The following is a 20,386-nucleotide window of genomic DNA, read 5'->3' on the forward strand; positions in this document are numbered from 1 at the left end:
CCTGAATCCGTGACAAAACATCTTTACAATGATCACAAACCGTTGGTACGATAAGGGAAAACGAGGTTAACGACTTTTCATCAAATGGGTGAATGTCATGAAAGATTTTCCGATTCGGTTTGTGTTGACAGATGAAGCGATGACTCCAAGTGCTGGTCTTGCTCTCGTGGGCTACTTACTACACCAAACGAAACTGGATAAACGACTAAACGCGCTTCGGCTTCCAACCGTTCGTCGAGAAGTGCACATTTCCCATAGCGACGTCATTCGCTCGATGATCGGCTTGCTTGCCACAGGAAAAACGGATTTTGATCATATCGAAGCGTATCGTCAGGACGATATCTTTTCGACATCGATGGGGATTCAGCACGTGCCTTCCTCCCCAACCTTGCGACAGCGACTCGATCAGCTCGCTTGTCTTCCGATGACCGAAACGATTCTTTGGGAGGAGTCCATGCGTCTGTTGATTCAACGGCATGCCACCTTGTCCCCTTGTTGGACCAAAGGAAAGACGACATGGCTTCCCCTTGATATAGATGGCTCCCCATTTGACAACTCCGATACGAAAAAAGAAGGAGTGAGTCGAACGTATAAAGGATTTGACGGTTTTACGCCGTTGTTTGCGTATGCAGGGAAGGAAGGCTATATCGTTCATGCCGAGCTACGTCCAGGGAAACAACATGTACAAGACAACATGCCTTCGTTTTTAACTACCGCCATCCGTCGAGCTCGTCCACTGACCTCGTCTCGTCTGCTCATTCGCATGGATGCAGGAAACGATGCGGAAGCGAATGTGCATGTATGTCTAAAGGAAGACGTAGACTTTGTCATCAAGCGAAACTTACGCCGAGAATCGAAAGCGCTTTGGTTCCAGATCGCTTCGCAAAAGGGCAGACGCATCGATGATGGACAAACCGAAGGAGTACAAACGTATGAGCTATGTCTTCCGCAGAAGGCAGCGATCGATGGAAACACGTATACGTACGTTCAAGTCACCCAAGTGACGGAACGTACGATGGAACACAACGGACAGCTGATGCTCGTTCCTGATTACGAAGTCGAAAGCTACTGGGTGCGCCTCGAAGGATACGAGCATGTTCGAATGAGCGATGTGCTCGCGTTGTATCACGATCATGCGACATGCGAACAGTTTCATAGCGAACTAAAGAGCGACTTAGATTTAGAGCGACTTCCATCTGGGAAAATGAAAACAAATGCGCTCGTGTTGGTCATGGGAGCCTTCGTGTACAACCTTCTTCGCCTGATTGGACAAGATCTATTAAGCGATCCGAGACATCCGTTGCACCACAAAGTGAAACGCCGTCGCATCAAGACGATTATTCAGACGGTGATCACGATGGCAGGGCGACTCGTTCGTCGATCGCGGCAACTATGGATGAAGTTGACGCGAAGGAGTGGCTATAGCGAGCCCCTTCTGAACATGTACCTAAGATGGAGAGAAGGAGTATAACGAACGATTGTTCGTGATTCTGTACTCATCCTACCCCTCTGTCCTTTTTTGTTTTTTTCTTTGGTTTACATAACCAAAAAATATATTTGTTTCATTTCTGAGAGTGAAGATGACATCTGTTTTAAACATAAAAAGGGGAGTCTGGATCACAAATCCATAAAGCCAGCAACCAAATCAAAATCGATGTCAACCCATCACGGATTCAGGATAAAGACATAGATATATTAAGTGAAGTAGAACAACTAATGGAGCAGACTTCGCCTAAGTGTGCGGAGGAATTTAGAGATTTGATTGGTCATAAAATTTTACCTTTACTACATAAAGTTGAACATCCAGTAGCGGCCGAAAACATTTTTGGAATGTGTATGTCCCACCCGATAGCATATGTTAGATATAAACTTATTGAAGTAGTTGAAAATTGGATCCCTTACTTTTCTGCGGTAGAAACCATAGTTAATCTTACTCTTGATCCAGATGACTTAGTTTCATTTAGGGCAATGGAGGTCTGTGGAAAATACAGAATTGAAGAAGCTATACCAAACCTTTCAAAAATAATTGGTGATGTAACAGAGAAGTTGCATTTTCCAAACAAACCGGTGGGGTTAGGTGCTCAAAAGGTTTTAGAAACATTTCTGGATATTTTTGGAACGAAAAATGAAGAGGAACTTCGAATGTTAAAACATTATTTTCAAACATATGGTGTGTTACCGGGAAACTATGACTTTGAAGAAAAAATTCCGACTGAATTGTTAGAAGAGTTCGAGAGAATTGAAGAGGAAGGAATGGTTTTTATTCCTGGTGGTTTTTTTGAATACGGATTAAATGAAAATGAAGTTCCTTACAAAACATTTAATTGGAATGATAGTGTTCCAAAAATGAAAGTTTGGCTTCCTCCATTTTTTATCGATAAGTATCCCGTTACTAATAAAGAATATGATGAGTTTACCGATTTCATTGAAGAAAATGGACATATTTTTTGTCATCCTAATGAACCAGAGGGTAAAGAGCATAGACGTAATACTTACTGGGATCCGCGTTACAAACCTGACCATCCTGTGACTGGTATTGATTTTTATGATGCATTTGCTTTTGCGCGTTGGAAAGGGAAGGAGCTTCCTACTGAATTTCAATGGGAAAAAGCTGCTCGAGGACCCGAGGGATTAATATGGCCATGGGGTAATTCGTTTGATCCTACAAAGGTTAGATATTCGGGAAGTTTGTATGGTACAAACATTGATTCCTTGGACGAGTGGCGAAAAACGATATTAAAAGCTCATCAAGACACCTCACTTGATAGCTATACAATCTCATTAAAAAATCCAACGAACATAAGTTTTTATGGTGTTGTAGATATGGTTGGGAACACTTGGGAGTGGACCAGAAGTGATTTTAAAACTCGTAGAATGTTTCATCCTGTATGGGAAAGTACTCAAACGAAAGCCAACGCATTCGCAGTGCTCAAAGGGGGATCGTTTTACTCTCATCCAGGTTTAATGTTTCCATCGTATAGAGCCAAAGATATCCCATTTTGCCGACACAATGAAATGGGAATAAGATGTGTGAAAAATATTCCTGTTTATTTGATACAGAGAGCATTAAAAAAACCTATAACTAATAAAGCAATATATTAAGGTGTTGGTGATACTATTGACTTTGAATTTTTATAAGTTGGCATTTGGAAATGTTATTACAAATATTTCTGGTATTCTATATACAATTGTAGCAACATCTTTTATTTACGAATATACAAAATCTGCAACTCTTGCAGCAATTGTCGCATTGGTTAGAACTATAGCTAAAATTATTAGTGGGTTGCAACTTCCTTTTTATACAGAAAGATTTGACATTACTAGACTAATTTCTTCTTTTTATTTATTTCAAGTGCTATTACTAAGTTTTTTTATAGTCTATTTTAAACTAATAGAATTAAACACATTCACAACAACATTTATATATTTATTTGTATTTTTTATTAGTTATATTGAAGGTATCATCTTGCCATGCCGTAATTCATTAGTTCCTAAGGTTGTGACACATACGCAATTATTTAGGGCAAATAATATTATTTCCTTCTTAGAACAAACAGTTAGCTTGTTATCTTGGGGGATGGGCGGGTTACTGGTAGTATACTTTGATAAACTTTGGATCTTAGTTGGTATAACTTTTTCCTATCTGTTTCCAGCCCTCCTCTTTAAATCAATGAATATAAAAATTGATAAGATGAAACATAAAAAGAAGAAAATATTTAGATTAGATGGTTGGAGAGTTGTAAAAAGCAATCCTTTTCTTCTGAAAATGCTGATAGTCGATATTATTGAAGGTATTGCTAGTGGTATATGGATTGGTGGTATTACTCTTGCTTTTGTTAGAGAGGTCTTGCATAAAGGAGAAAATTGGTGGGGATATATTAATACAAGCTATTACCTTGGTACTATTTTGAGTTCCAGTGTTTTAATTATAATTTCTTCTATTATAAGAAGAAAATTGGTTATTAGTATGTCCTTAGGCTCATTAGGAGTTAGCGTATTTGTTTTTATATTTGGACTTAACAAAATTCCATTAATGTCTCTGATTTTGGTTTTTGTGTTAGGGTTGTTTTATCAATTAAGAGATTCGGCTCAAAGAACTTTACTACAGCTTCACGTAAAAGATGATGACTTAACCGCATTTTATGGTTTTTATAGTTCAATAAATAGCGTGGTCTTTGGCTTTTCTATTTTCTTGATGGGAACAATATCGGATTTACTGGGTCCTCAAAATATTTATTTACTTGCGTCACTTATGACCTTAGTTAGCTCAATATTAATCTTTGTTGCATTAAAGAATCTAAAAATAGAGTTTAATGTAAACAAAACTATTTAGTTTCCTACACCTCTCTGTTTTTAGAGTTCCTTTATTGATGGTATCCGATATAGAGTGAATCAAAATCCTCATATCATTAATGGTTATATGCAAATATTTGTATTAATTATACAGTTACTTGGGCTAATCCACTTCCATTTTACTTAAATACGATGAAAAACCACGGCTGTTGATTATCCAAAATTAGGCATACTCTTCCCGTATATTCGGGCATACTCAAATAAGACAGCTGCCATCTCGGATTTCCATTCGAGAGGAAGTTGTCCAGAGAAAAAACGACGAACAAACGAAAGAAAGGTAAGGGACGAGGTTGTCCGTTTTTCCGTGCGATGATATAGCCATCTCAGTAGCACATAAGCGATAAATGCCGCAAAAAGCTGGTTGTATACCGCATGCTCGTTGGTGCCAAATAAGGTCGGAACGTTTAGGTATTGCTTGATCCATCGGAAAGATGTCGTTGTGCCTGTCACCTGTCGAACGATGAGACATGAATCCCCTTGTGAGTAGTTGAGGCACATCTATTCTAACCAAGGAATCGGGTTCATGTCTTCTTTTTTGTTTGTAAATTTATGTTAGAAAATTTGCTCATCTACCGTTATTTAGTGTAAATAGTTGCACTGAACTTGACGGTGAGCGTAATCCTTTAGGGATAAAAAGTTTTTACTCCACTTGACAAATACTGTATCATTCATTGTGTTATTTCACATGTTGAAAAAACTGATAGATTTGTTGAAATGATATGGTATCATCCACATGGAGAAGCAGTTTTTAGGATTAAGATAGAACTTGACCGAAAAAAAACGATACAAAAAGTATTTTCAATTGTGGATTTTTCTTTTTTTCTTCATTTGGATAAACCAGATGGTATTTGGAAAATTCGTATCATGCCCTTCAATCTAGAGTACGATTTAGAAATAAAAACATTTGGTTTTCGAGTTAACGATGTTTTATCTACTTATGACTTCAGAGTGTGAAAGAGGAAATAACATGAAAAAAAGTTACATTGCTTTCTTTGCATTTCTTATGTGTCTTTTGTATATGAGTTGGTCTAAAGAAGGTTGGAAAGGCATTTTACTTCTTTTATTAAGAGGTATTGTTATTTTTGTCGTTGTTTACGGTGTCGTATTTATTATTGTATGGTTGATTATGAAGTTAGTTCGTTTTTTAAAAAGACGTTTGCAATAAATGATACGTTGCACAAAATATTTTTCGAACGATTCCACCATCCCATATGGGGTGGTTTTTTGTTATACTTGTTGCATCGATACATAGAAAGGACAACGAAGATGGAACGAGGACATTTGTTATTAATTGATGGAATGGCGTTATTGTTTCGGTCGTTTTATGCGACAGCACCACGTTGGATGATGAATAGCCGTGGGGTGCCGACGAATGCGGTATATGGGGTAGTGAAACAAATCGAAGCGGCGACAAATGCGCTCCAACCGACGCATGTCGTTTGTTGTTGGGATATGGGAAGTACGACGTTTCGCACGGAATGGTTTCCAGACTATAAAGCGAATCGTGGGGAGCCGCCGTGTGAATTAGTTCCGCAATTTGATTTAGCGAAAGAAGCGGTTGCGATACTAGGTATTCCGAATATCGGCGTACTTGGTGCCGAAGCGGACGATTGCATCGGCTCGCTTGTAAAGCAATATCGTGATGGGATGAGCATTTCGATTGTAACCGGGGATCGTGATTTATTTCAACTTCTTTCAAAACATGTCACAGTCTACTTACTGGCGAAAGGCATCGGCAACTACGAGGCGTATACGCTTGAACGCTTTATTGAAGAAAAACGGATTCAACCACAGCAGCTCGTCGATGTGAAAGCGCTCATGGGCGATGCAAGCGACAATTACCCAGGCGTGCGCGGCATCGGCGAAAAACAAGCGTTTAAACTCATTCAACAATACGGCTCGATTGAAGGAATCTTGGAAAACTTAGCGAACTTAACAAACGCACAGCAACAAAAAATAACTGAACATCTCGACTTGCTTCATTTGTCGCGAAAACTTGCGACTATCCATTGCGATATTCCGATTTCCTTACGATTGGAAGAAGCGAAATGGGATGGAGAGCCTAGGCGATTTAGGGAAGTGTTAGAAGCGATTCGGTAAGGGATGAGAAAACCAGCCCCACATAGAGGCTGGTGTTTATGTTCGCACTTGCCCATTTCCATACACGAGCGTTTTTGTTGTCGTGATGGCGCACAAACCCATTGGACCGCGGGCGTGCAGTTTTTGCGTGCTAATGCCGATTTCCGCGCCGTATCCGAACTGTTCGCCGTCGGTGAAGCGAGTGGAGGCGTTATGGTACAATACGGCGGCATCGACGCGAGCGAAAAATTGTTTCACGTGTTCCTTGCATTCGGAAATAATCGCTTCCGAATGTTTCGTACCGTAGCGTTCAATATGCTCAATGGCTTCATCGACCGTTTCGACGAGCTTCACTGCTAAAATTGGAGCTAAAAATTCAGTCGCCCAATCTTCTTCTGTCGCTTCACGAACGAACGGATATGTAGCCGCAAGCTGGTTGTCGCCGCGCAGTTCGATCCCTTTTTCATGCAACGTTTCAAGCAATTCTTTTGTATATGGCCACTTTTCGTGAATCAATACTGTTTCGACCGCGTTGCATACGGACGGGCGTTGCAGTTTGGCGTTTATGACAATATCGATCGCCATTTCTTTTTCAGCAGAGTCATCAATAAAAATATGGCAATTGCCGACGCCTGTTTCTAATACCGGGATCGTCGCGTTTTCGACGACCGATTGAATAAGACCAGCGCCGCCGCGCGGAATGAGAACGTCCAAATATTCTTTTAAACGAAACATATGTTGTGCCGTTTCGCGACTCGTATCTTCCAATAGTTGAATCGCATCGATTGGAATGGCAGACCGATTTAACGCTGCTTGTATGACCGAAACGAGCGCTTTGTTCGAGTGAATGGCGGAAGAACTGCCGCGCAACAAGACAGCATTTCCTGTTTTTAAGCAAAGACTAGCTGCATCGACTGTCACATTTGGCCGCGCTTCGTACACCATGCCGACAACACCAAGCGGTACGCGAATTTGTTTCAATCGTAGTCCGTTTGGTCGCGTCCATTGTTCGATCGTTTCGCCGATTGGATCTGGTAGGTGAATAACTTGGCGAACGCCATCGGCGATTTGATGGATGCGTTCTTCGGTAAGTTGCAGCCGATCAAGCAAGGAAGGGGAGAGCCCGTTTTCTTTTCCGATCGCCATATCTTTTTCATTTTCGTGTAAAAGATATGGCATTTGAGCAATCAACGCTTCTGCGATCATCGCAAGCGCTTCGTTTTTTTCTTCCGTCGATAAAATCGCTAAACGTTTCGCGGCTTGTTTCAACTTTTTTGCTTTTGTTAGTAATTCACTCATCCGTTTTCGCTCCTTTCGTTTTAACGGACAGGCGTCCGTTTTTTTAAACATACTAAGTTGTCGCGATGAATGACTTCTGGGCGGTGATGGAAAGAATATTGTTTTGCGTGTTCACTTGCCATTCCTTTTACTTTTTGTAAGTCATCCGCCGCATAATATACTTGCCCTCTAGCAATCACGTCGCCTTTTTGATTGACGACGTTGACGACATCGAGCGCTTGAAACGAACCGAACACATTGGTCACCCCGGCAGGTAACAAACTTTTCCCTTTATGCAAAAGGGCGCTTTCTGCTCCTTCATCAATTTCAATTGCTCCTGTGACTTCGGAATGGTACGCGATCCATTGTTTTCGCATTTGCATATGTTCTTGAAAAGGGGAGCCGATATACGTTCCGTCGCCTTTTCCTTCTAAAATATGTTTGAGCTTTTCTTTTCCTTTCCCGGTGCCGATAAAGACGCTGACGCCGAAAGAAAGTGCCTTTTGGGCGGCAAGCAGCTTCGATTTCATGCCTCCTGTTCCAACCGTTGACCCGCTTCCGCCTGCTTGTTCCATCAGTTCGTCAGTAATTTCGGAGAGAAAATGATATTTTTTTGCTTCTGGGTGGCTCGGGTGTTGGTCATATAGCCCGTTAATGTCCGTTAAAATGATTAAGGCATCGGCATGTAAAAAACCGCTCACCAAGGCGGATAATAAATCATTATCCCCAAATGTTAACTCATCGACAGAGACAGAGTCGTTTTCATTAATAATCGGAAGCACTCCGCGGTCAAGCAGCGTAGAAATTGTTGTAAACAAATTGCGAAATCGCTCGCGGTCGTAAAAATCTGCGCGTGTTAACAACAATTGTCCGGTAACGATATCAAACGAACGAAAGGCGGAAATGTAGCTTTGCATCAGCATTCCTTGCCCGACAGCTGCGGCTGCTTGCTTTCCAGCGATTGTTTTTGGTCGCGAACGATACCCGAGCAACCCAAACCCAGCGGCGACCGCCCCAGAAGAAATGAGAATGATATCGTGGCCAAGTTGTTTCATATACGCAAGTGCTTCAACATGTTCACGTAGTTTTTGTTCCGAAAGCGTTCCGTTTTTTTCAGTTAACGAGCTGCTGCCAATTTTGATGACGATTCGCTTTTTTTTCACCATTTCACTCCTTTCTCCAAAATAAAAAACGCTTTTTCGCCCTTATGGAAAAGGACGGAAAAGCGTTGTTTCCGCGGTACCACCTTTTTTGGCGCAATGCACCCACCCCTTACCCTGTAACGTAGGGGAGACGGCTTATGTTTGCATAAGCGGCCGTAATAGGGTAGGTTCAACCGACTTTCCGTGAGGAACCTTCCAGCCTATGGGTTCCATTCTCTGGCACATTCCATCGGTTTACTCGTCCCGTACCTCGTTTCATATACACCTTTTTTCAGAATTATGAAACAAAAAAACGAAGATGTCAACAGATTTTACGACTGTTTGGACAAAAGGCGGAGTTTACGCTCATGTTGAAGTGTTTTAGAAGAAAGCAAATCGACAGTTTCTTGCGTGTCGGTTAGTTCATCGCGTAGTTGATCAACTTTTTCGTTTAGCTGCTCGAGCTGTTCTCTCATTTCTTGTTTAAGGGTATCGATTTTCGCTTCTAATTTGCTTTCTACACCACGGATTTCTGTTCGAAGCTGTTGCCCCATTTCTTGCATTTCTGTTCGAAGCTGTTGTCCCATTTCTTGCATTTCCGTTCGAAGCTGTTGCCCCATTTCTTGCATTTCTGTTCGAAGCTGTTGTCCCATTTCTTGCATTTCTGTTCGAAGCTGTTGCCCCATTTCTTGCATTTCTGTTCGAAGCTGTTGTCCCATTTCTTGCATTTCCGAGCGAAGCTGTTGCCCCATTTCCTGCATTTCCGAGCGAAGCTGTTGCCCCATTTCCTGCATTTCAGTACGGAGTTGATTGCCCATTTCCTGCATTTCAGTACGGAGTTGATTGCTCATTTCCTGCATTCCGTGATGAATGTTGTCCGAGAATAGCTCGAGCGCTTTCACAATTTCTTTTACAATTGTTTCTTTCTCCACTTCGATTCACCTCCCCTCTACTTGCCATTATAAATGAATGATGTACAAGAAAGAAATATGTTTCTCATCATTTTTTGAACATAAAAAAGTAAATGTATGAAACTTTTACCTGTATTTATACGTTATAATGGAATAAAAGAGAAAGGAGTGGAAAACATGGGGTTAGTGTTACAGCATGTAACAAAACAGTTTGGTTCGTTTACAGCAGTAGATGATGTGACATTATGTATTCCAGAACAGCACATGTTCGGATTTCTCGGGGCGAATGGAGCGGGAAAGACGACGACGTTTCGAATGATTTTAGGGTTGCTTGAACCAACGAAAGGTGAGATTACGTGGAACGGTGAGCGCATCACATATAAGCATAGTCATCTTATTGGGTATTTGCCGGAAGAAAGGGGATTGTATCCAAAACTAAAAGTAAAAGAACAGCTCATTTATTTAGGGAGATTGCGAGGATTACATAAAGAAGAGATTGTAAAAGAAATGCGCTATTGGCTCGAGCGTTTTAAAATACCACAATATGAAAATCAAAAAGTAGAGCAATTATCAAAGGGAAACCAACAAAAAATTCAATTTATCGCCGCGGTGTTACATCATCCGCAATTGCTTATTTTAGACGAACCGTTTAGCGGATTAGATCCGGTAAATGTCGAAATGTTGAAAGAGGCAGTCATTGATTTGCAACGAAAAGGAACGACGATTGTTTTTTCAAGTCATCGAATGGAACATGTCGAGCAACTATGTGAACATATATGTATTATGCATAAAGGGAAACCAATTGTTCATGGATCGATAAAAGAACTCAAGCGATCTTTTGGCAAGAAAAATGTTATTATTCACGGGGAACTTCCGTTTGAAACGTTAACAGACATTCCCGGCGTATTAAAAGTCGAGAAGATGGTTGAAGGGGTTCGCTTACAAGTAGCAGATGAAAGTGTATCGCAACGCATCCTTGAACATATTTATGCAAAAGGATTTATTCGTACGTTTTCATTAGAAGAACCATCGCTGAATGACATTTTCATTGAGAAAGTAGGTGCAACGTATGAACAATAAATTTTGGATCGTTTTTCTTCATACGTATGTAACGAAATTAAAATCAAAGTCCTTTTTCATTTCAACGATCATTACCGCTTTTATTGTATTTGGTATTAGTCAGTTAGATCGCATTATAGAAGCATTTAGTGATGGCGGTGAAAAGACAATTGGTGTTATTGATGAAACGAACGGATGGTATGAATCATTGCAAGCGCAATTACAATCGAATAAAGAAATAAAACTTGTTCGTCATGATAAAAGTGAAGAACAGGCGAAAAAACTTGTCCAAACAGAACAGTGGTATGCGTATATCGTGCTCCATATACAACACGGGAAACCGAAAGTGACATATTATGCGAAAAATATTGCAGATACCGATGTCACCCATGAGATTGAGCAAGCATTGCAACACGTTAAAATCGCAATGATGGCAAAACAAATTGGATTAACGTATGATCAAATTAATGCGTTATATGCGCCAATCGCTATGGAGAAAGTAGCGCTTGAGGAACATGCAAAAACAGAAGAACAATTAAATCAGGCAAGAGCGATCGTATATGTGCTATTGTTTGCGATGTATATGTTCGTTTTAATGTATGGAAGTATGATTATGATGGAAGTGGCAATAGAAAAATCATCACGCATTATGGAAATTTTAATTTCAAGTATCTCACCTATTCAACAATTGTTCGGAAAAATTTTAGGAATTGCTTTGTTAAGTTTAACGCAGTTTGTCATTATTTTTTCAGTTGGTTATGCATCGATGAAAAATAGTGATATGTTACGTCAGTTGCTAGGCATGAACGAACTACCACTTTCTTTGATGATATATGGCATTATCTTTTTCTTGCTCGGTTATTTGTTGTATGCGATGTTATTTGCAGTGCTTGGTTCGATCGTTAGCCGGGTGGAGGAAGTGCAACAAATGGCAGGACCTGTCACGATGCTTGTTGTTGCGGCGTTTATTATGTCAATGTTTGGTTTGAATGCACCAGAATCTCCGTTTATTACAGCCATGTCGTTTATTCCGTTTTTTGCTCCAATGATTATGTTTTTAAGAATTGGAATGTTGCACGTTCCGGCTTGGGAAATTGCCTTTAGTATTGTTTTACTCGTCGGGACAATTGCCTTTTTATTTGTGTTTGGTTCAAAGATATATCGCGGTGGCGTGCTTATGTATAATCAAGCATCTTCATGGAAAGATCTCAAGCGGGCATGGCAATTAACGAAAAAATAAAAAGCCGAGCGGAATGCTCGGTTTTTTACATCGGTTTTGTCGGTGTCGGTTTGGCATAGCCTTCTTTATATGTTTCATCGATAAGTCGGCGAATATCTTTTACAGGCATACCTTTTTCATATTGCTCAATCGAAATAGCTGCAATTTCTAAACAAACTCCACATTTTGTCGCATGATCGTCCCAAACGACTGCCCCATCGTTTTTATTTTCATATACAAAACAATCATAATTGTTTTCGTGACCGACTGACTCTCCACATCCACAATAACAAGGAATGTTTTCTAGCAATTTTTGATGTGTCGCAGCCTGTTCGTATAAATGAGCCATAGATTCGTTATGTTTAGTTAAAAAAGAAGGCAAACGATGAATGGAACCTGTTTCTTCACGTATATCGTTTATTTGATGTTCCTGAGCATGATCATTTTCTTTTTGTGCACATCCACTAAACAATAAACTGACAGAGAGCATCGTGCTAAACATCAATCGTTTTTTCATCTCAACCATCCTTTTTCTAAAATGATAAAGGGTTCCGACTTTTTTCACTATTTCTTTTATCCTTTTACTATTATAATAAAAACAACAGTAAATGATAAGGAAAAAGGCGGGAAAAGGATGGAGTACATTGAAGTAAAAGGACAAACGGTAGAAGAGGCCATTGAAGATGGGCTAAAACAGCTTCAAGCAACGCGCGAAGAAGTAGTTATTGAAATCATACAACAAGAACGTAAAAAGTTGTTCGGTATCGTTTCACAACCGGCCGTTGTCCGACTAACGAAAAAGCAGCAAATAAAACAAGTTGTTCAACAGAAAGAGGGAAAAGTATGGATCGAAAATGGCGTGTTGTATTACGAATGTTTGGACGTTAGCCCAACGATTGTGATTGGTGAAGGTGTCATTTGTTTACATAATGGAGAAGTAATCGAAGGGACAATCACGTTACAAGAAGGAGACGATGTTCGCATTTATCCAAAAGAAGAAAGTATTGCACAATCAGTCTGGAAAATTGACATAGATGCTAGAAAGTTAGAGGCCACATTGACGTTTGCCCCCGGTATACGACGCCGATATGTACTCGAAGATCAGCAACCATCTAATAAATTGCATATACAAGCGAAAATGGAGAATGAGCTCATTTATGATGTGTCATATGACCAAGTGATGGCGAAACTGCAAGAGTTAGAAATTGTTTATGGAATAAATGAAGAAGCAATTCGTCAAGCACTGCAGTCAGAGAAAAAAATAACGGCTGTGATCGCAAAAGGAATTGAACCGATCGAGGGAACAGACGGTTGGGTAGAAGTAAAAGTAGGAGAAGGAAGAAAAAAACCAAAAGTTCGTGAGGATGGAACGGTTGATTATCGTGAAATGGAAACGATCGCAACGGTCGGTGAGGGAGACTTAATCGCGATTGTTCATCCTCCGCAACCTGGAAAGCCGGGATTAACGGTGACGAATGAAGTGATTCCTGTTCGTGAAGTGCACCCAGTCATGATTAAGCTTGGTAAAGGGGTAACGATGGATGACAATCGCATTTTAGCAATGACAGGCGGACGACCACAAATTGCGAAAAAAGGAAAGACAGTCGTTGTTTCCATTATTCCGAAGCTCGTCCATCAAGGTGATGTCGATTTATCGGTAGGAAACATTCATTTTAAAGGCGATGTTGAAATTACAGGCAATGTTCAAGACGAGATGGTCGTTGAGGCACTCGGTAGTATTATGATTTTACAAAATGTCAATCGAGCAAAAATTCGTGCGCAACAATCTATTTTTATTCAACAAAACGTCATTAGCGGTACAGTCACATCAGGGGAAAATAAAATGCTCGTTACACAACTTATCGGTTTATTACAACAAATTCGCCAATCGCTTGAACGAATGATTGTTGCCATTCAACAATTGATGGTCATGTCTAAAATTCGTGAACAAGATATTTATCCGCTGACAAAGAGATTACTTGAAAGCAAGTTTCAAACGATGATGGAAGCGATGAAACAGTATAAAACGATGTGCGAACAAAAGCGTGAACAAATTGGTGAACAGTGGTTCGACATTGGTTCGCAGTTAGACGGCTGTTTGCTTGCAGATGGTCCAAATCATTTTCACTGTTTAGAAGGCATGGCAAATTTGCTTCGTGAACTTAATACATTTATCGGACAATACGATCGCGAAGAAAACGATGCGATTGAACTTTCGTATGCTTTAAATAGCGTCATTCATGGAAGTGGCGATGTAATTATAACAGGGAAAGGTTGTTATAATTGTAATATTTACGCCGGAGGAACATTGACTGTTCACGGAGTATTACGTGGTGGTGAAGCGTATGCGCAAAAAGGAATGAAAATTAAAGAGGTCGGATCTTCCCTCGGCATTAAGACGGTGTTAGCTGTGCCAAAAGGGGAGATAATTTATATTGAACACGCGTGGGAAGGAACAGTTGTTCAATTTGGTAAAAAAATGTATACGTTTTATGAAGAAAAAAAATATGTTGAAATGAAATGGGACGACGAACGCCAAGAGATTGTATTTGGATAAAAAAGACGCATGGCCAACAAAGCCGATGCGTCTTTTTTATATATTTTTCGGATGATCATATAGTGTATAATGTAAATGTTCTTAATTTTCTTTCTTTTCAAAAGGAGGTCAGAAGATGAAAGCGATTGCAGAAGGAGATATTTTATGGGCTCCAACGAAAGAGCAAATCGAACAATCAAGCGTGAAAAAGTATATGGATTGGCTACAGAAGAGAAAAGGACTTTCATTTGATTCGCATGCGGCGCTATGGAAATGGTCGGTCGAGAACCTTGAGCAATTTTGGGAAACGGTGTGGGAGTATTGTGACGTTCAGTCGTCTGCATCGTATACGTGTGTGTTAGAAGAGCGAAAAATGCCGCGGGCAAACTGGTTTCCGGGGGCACGGTTAAATTATGCGGAACATATTTTTCGTAACATACAGGAAAAACCAGCAATTTTATTTCGTTCCGAGCGCGTTTCGCTTCGTGAAGTGACGTGGGAAGAACTAAAACAACAAACAGCATCGGTCGCTTCGGCACTGAAAAAACTTGGCGTCAAACAAGGAGACCGCGTCGTTGCTTATATGCCGAATATTCCAGAAACCGTCGTAGCATTTTTGGCGTGCGCGAGCATTGGCGCCATTTGGTCAAGTTGTTCACCAGATTTTGGTGCCAATAGCGTCATTGATCGCTTCCAACAAATTGAGCCGACCGTTTTATTTGCGGTGGACGGTTGCCAATATAACGGGAAAACGTTTGATAAAGTGCCTGTTGTGAAAGAGTTGCAAGAAAAACTTCCATCGTTAAAAAAGACGATCGTTGTTCCGTATTTGCGTGACGATATAAGCGCATGGGACGTTTCTGTTTTATTATGGATGGACATATTGCAAGAAGAAGGCGAGCTTGTGTATGAGCAGGTACCGTTTGCTCACCCGCTTTGGATTTTATATTCTTCCGGGACGACCGGACTGCCAAAGCCAATCGTGCAAGGGCATGGGGGCATTTTACTAGAACATTTAAAAATTTTATCGATTGAATATCATATTGGACGGGATAGCACATTTTTTTGGTTTACAACGACCGGTTGGATGATGTGGAACTTTTTAATTGGCGGGCTATTAGTCGGGGCAACGGTTGTGTTATATGACGGGAGCCCAACGTTTCCAGATGTAAACGTTTTATGGGAGCTTGCCGAAAAGGCAAAAATTACGCATTTTGGCACAAGCGCAGCGTTTATTAACGTTTGCATGAAGCAAGGTATTCAACCGAAAGAAACTTACGATTTTTCGCCATTGCAAGCGGTTTTGTCGACAGGATCGCCGCTGACGACCGAAGGGTTTCTTTGGGTGTATGAACATGTGAAAGATGTTTGGCTTGTCTCATGTAGTGGTGGAACAGATATATGCACCGCGTTTGTCGGTGGGTCGCCAATTTTGCCGGTTCGTGCAGGCATGCTGCAATGCCGTTCGCTTGGGGCGAATGTGCAAGCGTTTGATGAACATGGACGTTCGCTGATCAACGAAGTTGGGGAACTAGTCATCACGGAGCCAATGCCGTCGATGCCACTCTTTTTCTGGAACGACGAAAACGACCGCCGCTATCTCGAAAGCTATTTTGATACGTACCCAGGCGTATGGAAACATGGGGATTGGATTAAAATTGACGACGAAGGAAGCTGCGTCATTTACGGCCGTTCCGATTCGACGATTAACCGTGCGGGTGTGCGAATGGGCACGAGCGAAATTTATCGTGCGGTTGAAACGGTTGATGGCATTCTCGACAGCTTAGTTATCGACTTAGAAGTGATGGGGCGGAAATCGTTTATGCCGTTGTTTGTCGTCCTTCAGCCAGGAGCAGAGCTAGATGATACATTAAAACAACGAGTGAAAGAAGCCATTAAAGCACATGTATCGCCGCGCTTTATTCCGGATGCGATTTACCAAGTCGATCAAATCCCAAAAACGTTAAACGGAAAGAAAATGGAAATCCCGATTCGCAAAATTTTATTAGGTTTCCCGCTCGAAAAAGCGGTGAACGTTGGCTCAATGGCAAACCCTGAATCACTTTCTTTCTTTATCGAACTCGCGAAACAATGGGAACATTCGAACGTATAAGCAAGGCTGTTGCCGTTTGGTAACAGCCTTAAAGGCGTGCGCCTCTTTTTTGATTGACTTTTACGTAAACGTAAATTAAAATAAAATTCATAAAATTGAAAACAAAGGTGAAAAAGATGAACTATTATACGATCTCCCAACTGGCCGAGCAGTTTGATATTAGCACGCGAACAATCCGATATTATGAGGAACGTGGGCTCATTTCACCCATTCGCACCGAGTCGGGCCAGCGATTGTATACGAAAAAAGACCGAGCGGTTCTAAAGCTCATTTTACGCGGGAAACGGTTCGGCTTTTCGTTAGAAGAAATTCATGAGATGATTAGTTTATTCGACAACGATCGCACCGGTCGAAAACAACTGAAAAAAACAATTGTATACGGTGAGCAAAAGTTAAAGGAGGTGACGGAGCGGATTGAGGACTTAATGCAGTTAAAACAAGAAATGGAGTCAATTTTGGAAGATTTTCGTGAACGATTACAAAAATTGGAGGGGATCGAATGAACATTTCTGAGTTGTTAGCGCGTAATGCGCGAAAGTTTCCGAACAAAGTAGCACTAATTGATGGTGACGTGTCGCTTTCTTATCAAGAAGTAGACGATACAGTCAATCGGCTCGCTTCTTCGCTTGCTTCACTTGGCATCAAACGAGGCGATAAAGTCGTATTATATATGCCAAATACGAAAGAATTTGTATATGCGTATTTTGCCGTCTTGCGCCTTGGTGCCATCATCGTACCAATTAATGCGCGGCTAACTGCCCAAGAAGTGCAATATATTATTGATCATAGCGAAGCAAAAGCAGTCATCGCCCACGATTGGATTTATCAAGAACTTGCCTCGATTGTCCATACGGCTAACGTCATTTGGGTGAAAACAGGGGAAGCGGCAGACGGTTGGCGTTCGCTCACGCAACTCATTGCAAACGGTGATGCCTCCCCAATCGTTTGTCCGCTGAACGAAGATGATGAAGCGACAATTTTATACACATCCGGAACGACCGGTAAACCAAAAGGAGTATTGTTCACAGCGCGCAATATTTTCGCTGTCGCAACAATGATGGCGCTAGAAACGAAAATGGATAAGCATAGCCGACTGTTGCATATGATGCCACTTAGCCATTCCGCGCCGCTTCATTTATTTTTTGTCGGCGGTATGTACGTCGGGGCCACCCATGTGTTATCACCAACGTTTTCCCCAGAAGCATTGTTACAGCTAGTCACGAAACATAAAATTACCCACTTTTTCGGAGCACCAGTCGCCTATTTACTCACCGCAAAACATCCACGACTTCACGAATACGATTTATCGTCTGTCCAATATTGGACGTATGGCGGGGCACCATTATCAGCAAATGAAGTCAAATTTGTCGCCGAACAGTTTCGCACGAATCGACTCATGTGTTTGTACGGACTAACGGAAGCCGGTCCGAACGGAACGTATTTATCGCCGGAAGAACATGCGACAAAGGCAGGGAGCATAGGCAAAGATGCCGCCCTTCATTGTGAAGTGAAAATTGTCGATGAACACGGCAAAGAAGTTCCACTTGGCGAAATCGGTGAAGTCATCTTAGCTGGAGAAGGAACAATGAAAGGCTATTATAAAGATGAAGAAAAAACAGCGGAAACGGTAAAGAACGGCTGGCTATACACTAGCGATTTAGCGCGCCGTGACGAAGATGGGTACATTTGGATCGTCGATCGAAAAAAAGATATGATCATTTCTGGAGGGGTGAATGTTTACCCGAAAGAAGTGGAAGATGCGTTAAAGCTACATCCGGCCATTGTGGATGTGGCAGTGGTTGGTGTGCCGCATCGAGAATGGGGCGAAACGGTAAAAGCGTTTGTCGTCACAAAAGAGCCGATCGAGCAGCTTGCAGAAGAATGTAAACGTTTTCTTTCTGATAAACTTGCAGACTATAAAATTCCAAAGCTATACGAAGCCATTCCTGAACTGCCGCACAATGCGACAGGAAAAATATTGAAACAAGTATTGAGAGGGATGCATAATGAAACAGCTACGAGAAGTTGATCCGAACTTACTTGCCAACTTAAAAAAATATTTAGACGAAGAATTTTTTGTGTACGCAGAAGAAGAGTTAGAGAAGTTTTGGCAACGCTGCATGACCGATATCGACCGGCGCGCGGTACATACGGACCGCGAAGGACAGCCGCGGCTCATCAAATATGACCGTTTTGGTAACGACATTTCCGAAATATGGGTGAACGAAGGATATAAACAAACAGTGAAGGAAACGTATGAAACAGGCATTGTCGGCTATGTCCATAAATCGATTCCTGCGCTTGGTCGTGTTGGCAATTACATTTATTCGTATGCTCAAGGCTATTTGCTATCGCAAGTCGAACCAGGATTTTATTGCCCGGTGACGTTAACAATGGCGACTGCATACGTATTAGAGCATTTTGCGGATGAACGAATCAAAGCAAAATATTTGCCGCACGTCATTTCTACTGGCGAAGTCGAGCTGTATGAAGGCGCGACGTTTTTAACCGAGCGGCAAGGCGGTTCGGACGTCGGTGCCAATGAAGTGCGCGCTGTTTTATGCGGGGATCATTATGAAATTTACGGAGAAAAATATTTTGCGAGCAACGCTGGCATGTGCGGAGTTGCGTTAGTGCTTGCGCGCATCGACGGAAGCGAGCCGGGGACGAAAGGGCTGAGTTTATTTTTAGTACCGTGGCGCAACGACGATGGCGCGTTAAACGGCATTCACATTCGGCGTTTAAAAGATAAACTTGGTGTTCGCGCTGTGCCGTCAGCGGAAGTCGTATTTGAAGGGGCAAAAGCTTATTTAATTGGCGATGAGAAAAAAGGGTTTTACTATATGATGGAAGCGCTCAATTTATCGCGCGTCTGCAACGCTGTCGCTTCGATTGGCATTATGAAACGAGCGCTAGAAGAGGCAAAGCAATACGCAGTCAATCGTCAAGCGTTTGGACATACACTTACATCATATCCGATGGTGAAAGAAACATTGGCGAACTTAACGGCGCGTCAAGAAGTGCAAACGAGCGCTTGTTTTGAGCTCATTTCCTTTTTTGACCGTGTGATGCGCACGCCAGAGCAAGCATCTGAACAAGAGAAAGCATGGAACCGCTTGTTAATTGCGCTTTTAAAAATGCGAACAGCAGAAGAAGCGATTGCATTTGCCCATGAAGCGATTGAAATGCACGGCGGAAACGGCTACATTGAAGACTTTGTCACCCCGCGCCTGCTTCGCGATGCACAAGTATTGACGGTGTGGGAAGGAACAGCAAACATTTTAGGGCTTGAAGTGCTACGCCTCATTCGTAAATATCGTGTCCATGAAACGTTTATTCAAACAATAAGCGAGCAACTCGCTGCACTCCCTCACGAAATACGCGCATTTGCTACATCGGTCGAAAGCGGGCTGCACGAACTCATACAGTCGCTAAAACAATTGCACGGACAACGAGAAGACGTGCAAACGTATCACGCCAAAAAAATTGCCAATCGCCTTTGCGACTTGTATTTGAGCGTCATCGCGTTAAAAGAAGCGGGAGAAAGCGAACGAAAACAAATCATCGCCCGCCTCTTTTTACAACATATTTGGGGAAGTAGTTTATTCGATCAAGAAATGCTGGCTGTCCAGTATTTTGATGTAGTCATGAACGAAACGAAAGAAGTGGGAGTATAGAAAAGGGCAAGGGACCAAG

General features: G+C 41.6%; 16 protein-coding genes and 1 pseudogene. 12 read left to right on the forward strand and 5 right to left on the reverse strand.

Annotation, left to right across the window (positions count from 1 at the left end; all coding sequences use genetic code 11):
- Positions 1-97: 97 nt before the first annotated feature.
- From ASC42_RS07300 to ASC42_RS07310, 3 genes are all read left to right on the forward strand, one after another.
- A complete protein-coding gene (locus tag ASC42_RS07300; RefSeq protein WP_055441199.1) occupies positions 98-1,471 on the forward strand; it encodes an IS1380 family transposase in 1,374 nt (457 codons plus the stop codon).
- A 173-nt stretch (positions 1,472-1,644) separates the two neighbouring features.
- Positions 1,645-3,102, forward strand: coding sequence for an SUMF1/EgtB/PvdO family nonheme iron enzyme (locus tag ASC42_RS07305; protein ID WP_055441200.1), 1,458 nt, complete (start codon positions 1,645-1,647; stop codon positions 3,100-3,102).
- 7 nt (positions 3,103-3,109) lie between these two features.
- The gene (locus ASC42_RS07310; protein WP_244374876.1) at positions 3,110-4,333 is read left to right on the forward strand and encodes an MFS transporter; all 1,224 of its coding nucleotides are present in this window, start codon (positions 3,110-3,112) and stop codon (positions 4,331-4,333) included.
- 173 nt (positions 4,334-4,506) lie between these two features.
- On the opposite strand, the pseudogene ASC42_RS13685 reads toward ASC42_RS07310, so the two are convergent.
- Positions 4,507-4,782, reverse strand: a pseudogene (locus ASC42_RS13685) (IS4 family transposase); the annotation flags it as partial.
- Between the two features lie 538 nt (positions 4,783-5,320).
- Between ASC42_RS13685 and ASC42_RS07315 the strand changes: the two are divergent.
- Positions 5,321-5,518, forward strand: coding sequence for a hypothetical protein (locus tag ASC42_RS07315; protein WP_055441201.1), 198 nt, complete (start codon positions 5,321-5,323; stop codon positions 5,516-5,518).
- A 101-nt stretch (positions 5,519-5,619) separates the two neighbouring features.
- Complete coding sequence (locus tag ASC42_RS07320) at positions 5,620-6,453, forward strand: 5'-3' exonuclease (protein ID WP_055441202.1); 834 nt, start codon at positions 5,620-5,622, stop codon at positions 6,451-6,453.
- A 36-nt stretch (positions 6,454-6,489) separates the two neighbouring features.
- Here ASC42_RS07320 and ASC42_RS07325 read toward each other — a convergent pair whose 3' ends face one another.
- The 3 genes from ASC42_RS07325 to ASC42_RS07335 all read right to left on the reverse strand — a co-directional run bounded on the left by ASC42_RS07325 (position 6,490) and on the right by ASC42_RS07335 (position 9,784).
- Positions 6,490-7,731, reverse strand: a complete 1,242-nt coding sequence (locus tag ASC42_RS07325) for a glutamate-5-semialdehyde dehydrogenase (RefSeq protein WP_055441203.1) — start codon at positions 7,729-7,731, stop codon at positions 6,490-6,492.
- 20 nt (positions 7,732-7,751) lie between these two features.
- Positions 7,752-8,873 carry a glutamate 5-kinase gene (gene proB, locus ASC42_RS07330; protein WP_055441323.1) on the reverse strand — a complete coding sequence of 374 codons (1,122 nt, stop codon included), beginning with the start codon at positions 8,871-8,873 and terminating at the stop codon, positions 7,752-7,754.
- Between the two features lie 311 nt (positions 8,874-9,184).
- Positions 9,185-9,784: a hypothetical protein gene (locus ASC42_RS07335; protein ID WP_055441204.1), complete on the reverse strand. Its 600-nt coding sequence runs from the start codon at positions 9,782-9,784 to the stop codon at positions 9,185-9,187.
- A gap of 156 nt (positions 9,785-9,940) precedes the next feature.
- Between ASC42_RS07335 and ASC42_RS07340 the strand changes: the two genes are divergently transcribed.
- Positions 9,941-10,843, forward strand: a complete 903-nt coding sequence (locus ASC42_RS07340) for an ABC transporter ATP-binding protein (RefSeq protein ID WP_055441205.1) — start codon at positions 9,941-9,943, stop codon at positions 10,841-10,843.
- A complete protein-coding gene (locus ASC42_RS07345; protein ID WP_055441206.1) occupies positions 10,833-12,062 on the forward strand; it encodes an ABC transporter permease in 1,230 nt (409 codons plus the stop codon). Before ASC42_RS07340 ends, ASC42_RS07345 begins: the two co-directional genes overlap by 11 nt.
- A gap of 25 nt (positions 12,063-12,087) precedes the next feature.
- Here the strand turns inward: ASC42_RS07345 and ASC42_RS07350 are convergent, their stop codons facing one another.
- Entirely contained in the window at positions 12,088-12,558 is a 471-nt protein-coding gene (locus ASC42_RS07350; protein ID WP_055441207.1) for a PCYCGC motif-containing (lipo)protein, read from the reverse strand.
- A 117-nt stretch (positions 12,559-12,675) separates the two neighbouring features.
- On the opposite strand from ASC42_RS07350, the gene ASC42_RS07355 reads away from it, so the two are divergent.
- From ASC42_RS07355 to ASC42_RS07375, 5 genes are all read left to right on the forward strand, one after another.
- Complete coding sequence (locus ASC42_RS07355) at positions 12,676-14,598, forward strand: FapA family protein (RefSeq protein WP_055441208.1); 1,923 nt, start codon at positions 12,676-12,678, stop codon at positions 14,596-14,598.
- A 115-nt stretch (positions 14,599-14,713) separates the two neighbouring features.
- Positions 14,714-16,690 carry an acetoacetate--CoA ligase gene (locus ASC42_RS07360; RefSeq protein WP_055441209.1) on the forward strand — a complete coding sequence of 659 codons (1,977 nt, stop codon included), beginning with the start codon at positions 14,714-14,716 and terminating at the stop codon, positions 16,688-16,690.
- Positions 16,691-16,806: 116 nt separating this feature from the next.
- On the forward strand, positions 16,807-17,193 hold the full coding sequence (locus ASC42_RS07365; RefSeq protein ID WP_055441210.1) for a MerR family transcriptional regulator: 387 nt from the start codon (positions 16,807-16,809) through the stop codon (positions 17,191-17,193).
- A complete protein-coding gene (locus ASC42_RS07370) occupies positions 17,190-18,719 on the forward strand; it encodes a class I adenylate-forming enzyme family protein (protein WP_055441211.1) in 1,530 nt (509 codons plus the stop codon). Before ASC42_RS07365 ends, ASC42_RS07370 begins: the two co-directional genes overlap by 4 nt.
- A complete protein-coding gene (locus ASC42_RS07375; RefSeq protein ID WP_055441212.1) occupies positions 18,697-20,367 on the forward strand; it encodes an acyl-CoA dehydrogenase family protein in 1,671 nt (556 codons plus the stop codon). The genes ASC42_RS07370 and ASC42_RS07375 overlap by 23 nt, the downstream gene beginning before the upstream one ends.
- The last annotated feature ends 19 nt before the right edge of the window (positions 20,368-20,386 follow it).

This window comes from Anoxybacillus suryakundensis (assembly GCF_001418025.1).
GTDB lineage: Bacteria > Bacillota > Bacilli > Bacillales > Anoxybacillaceae > Anoxybacillus > Anoxybacillus tengchongensis.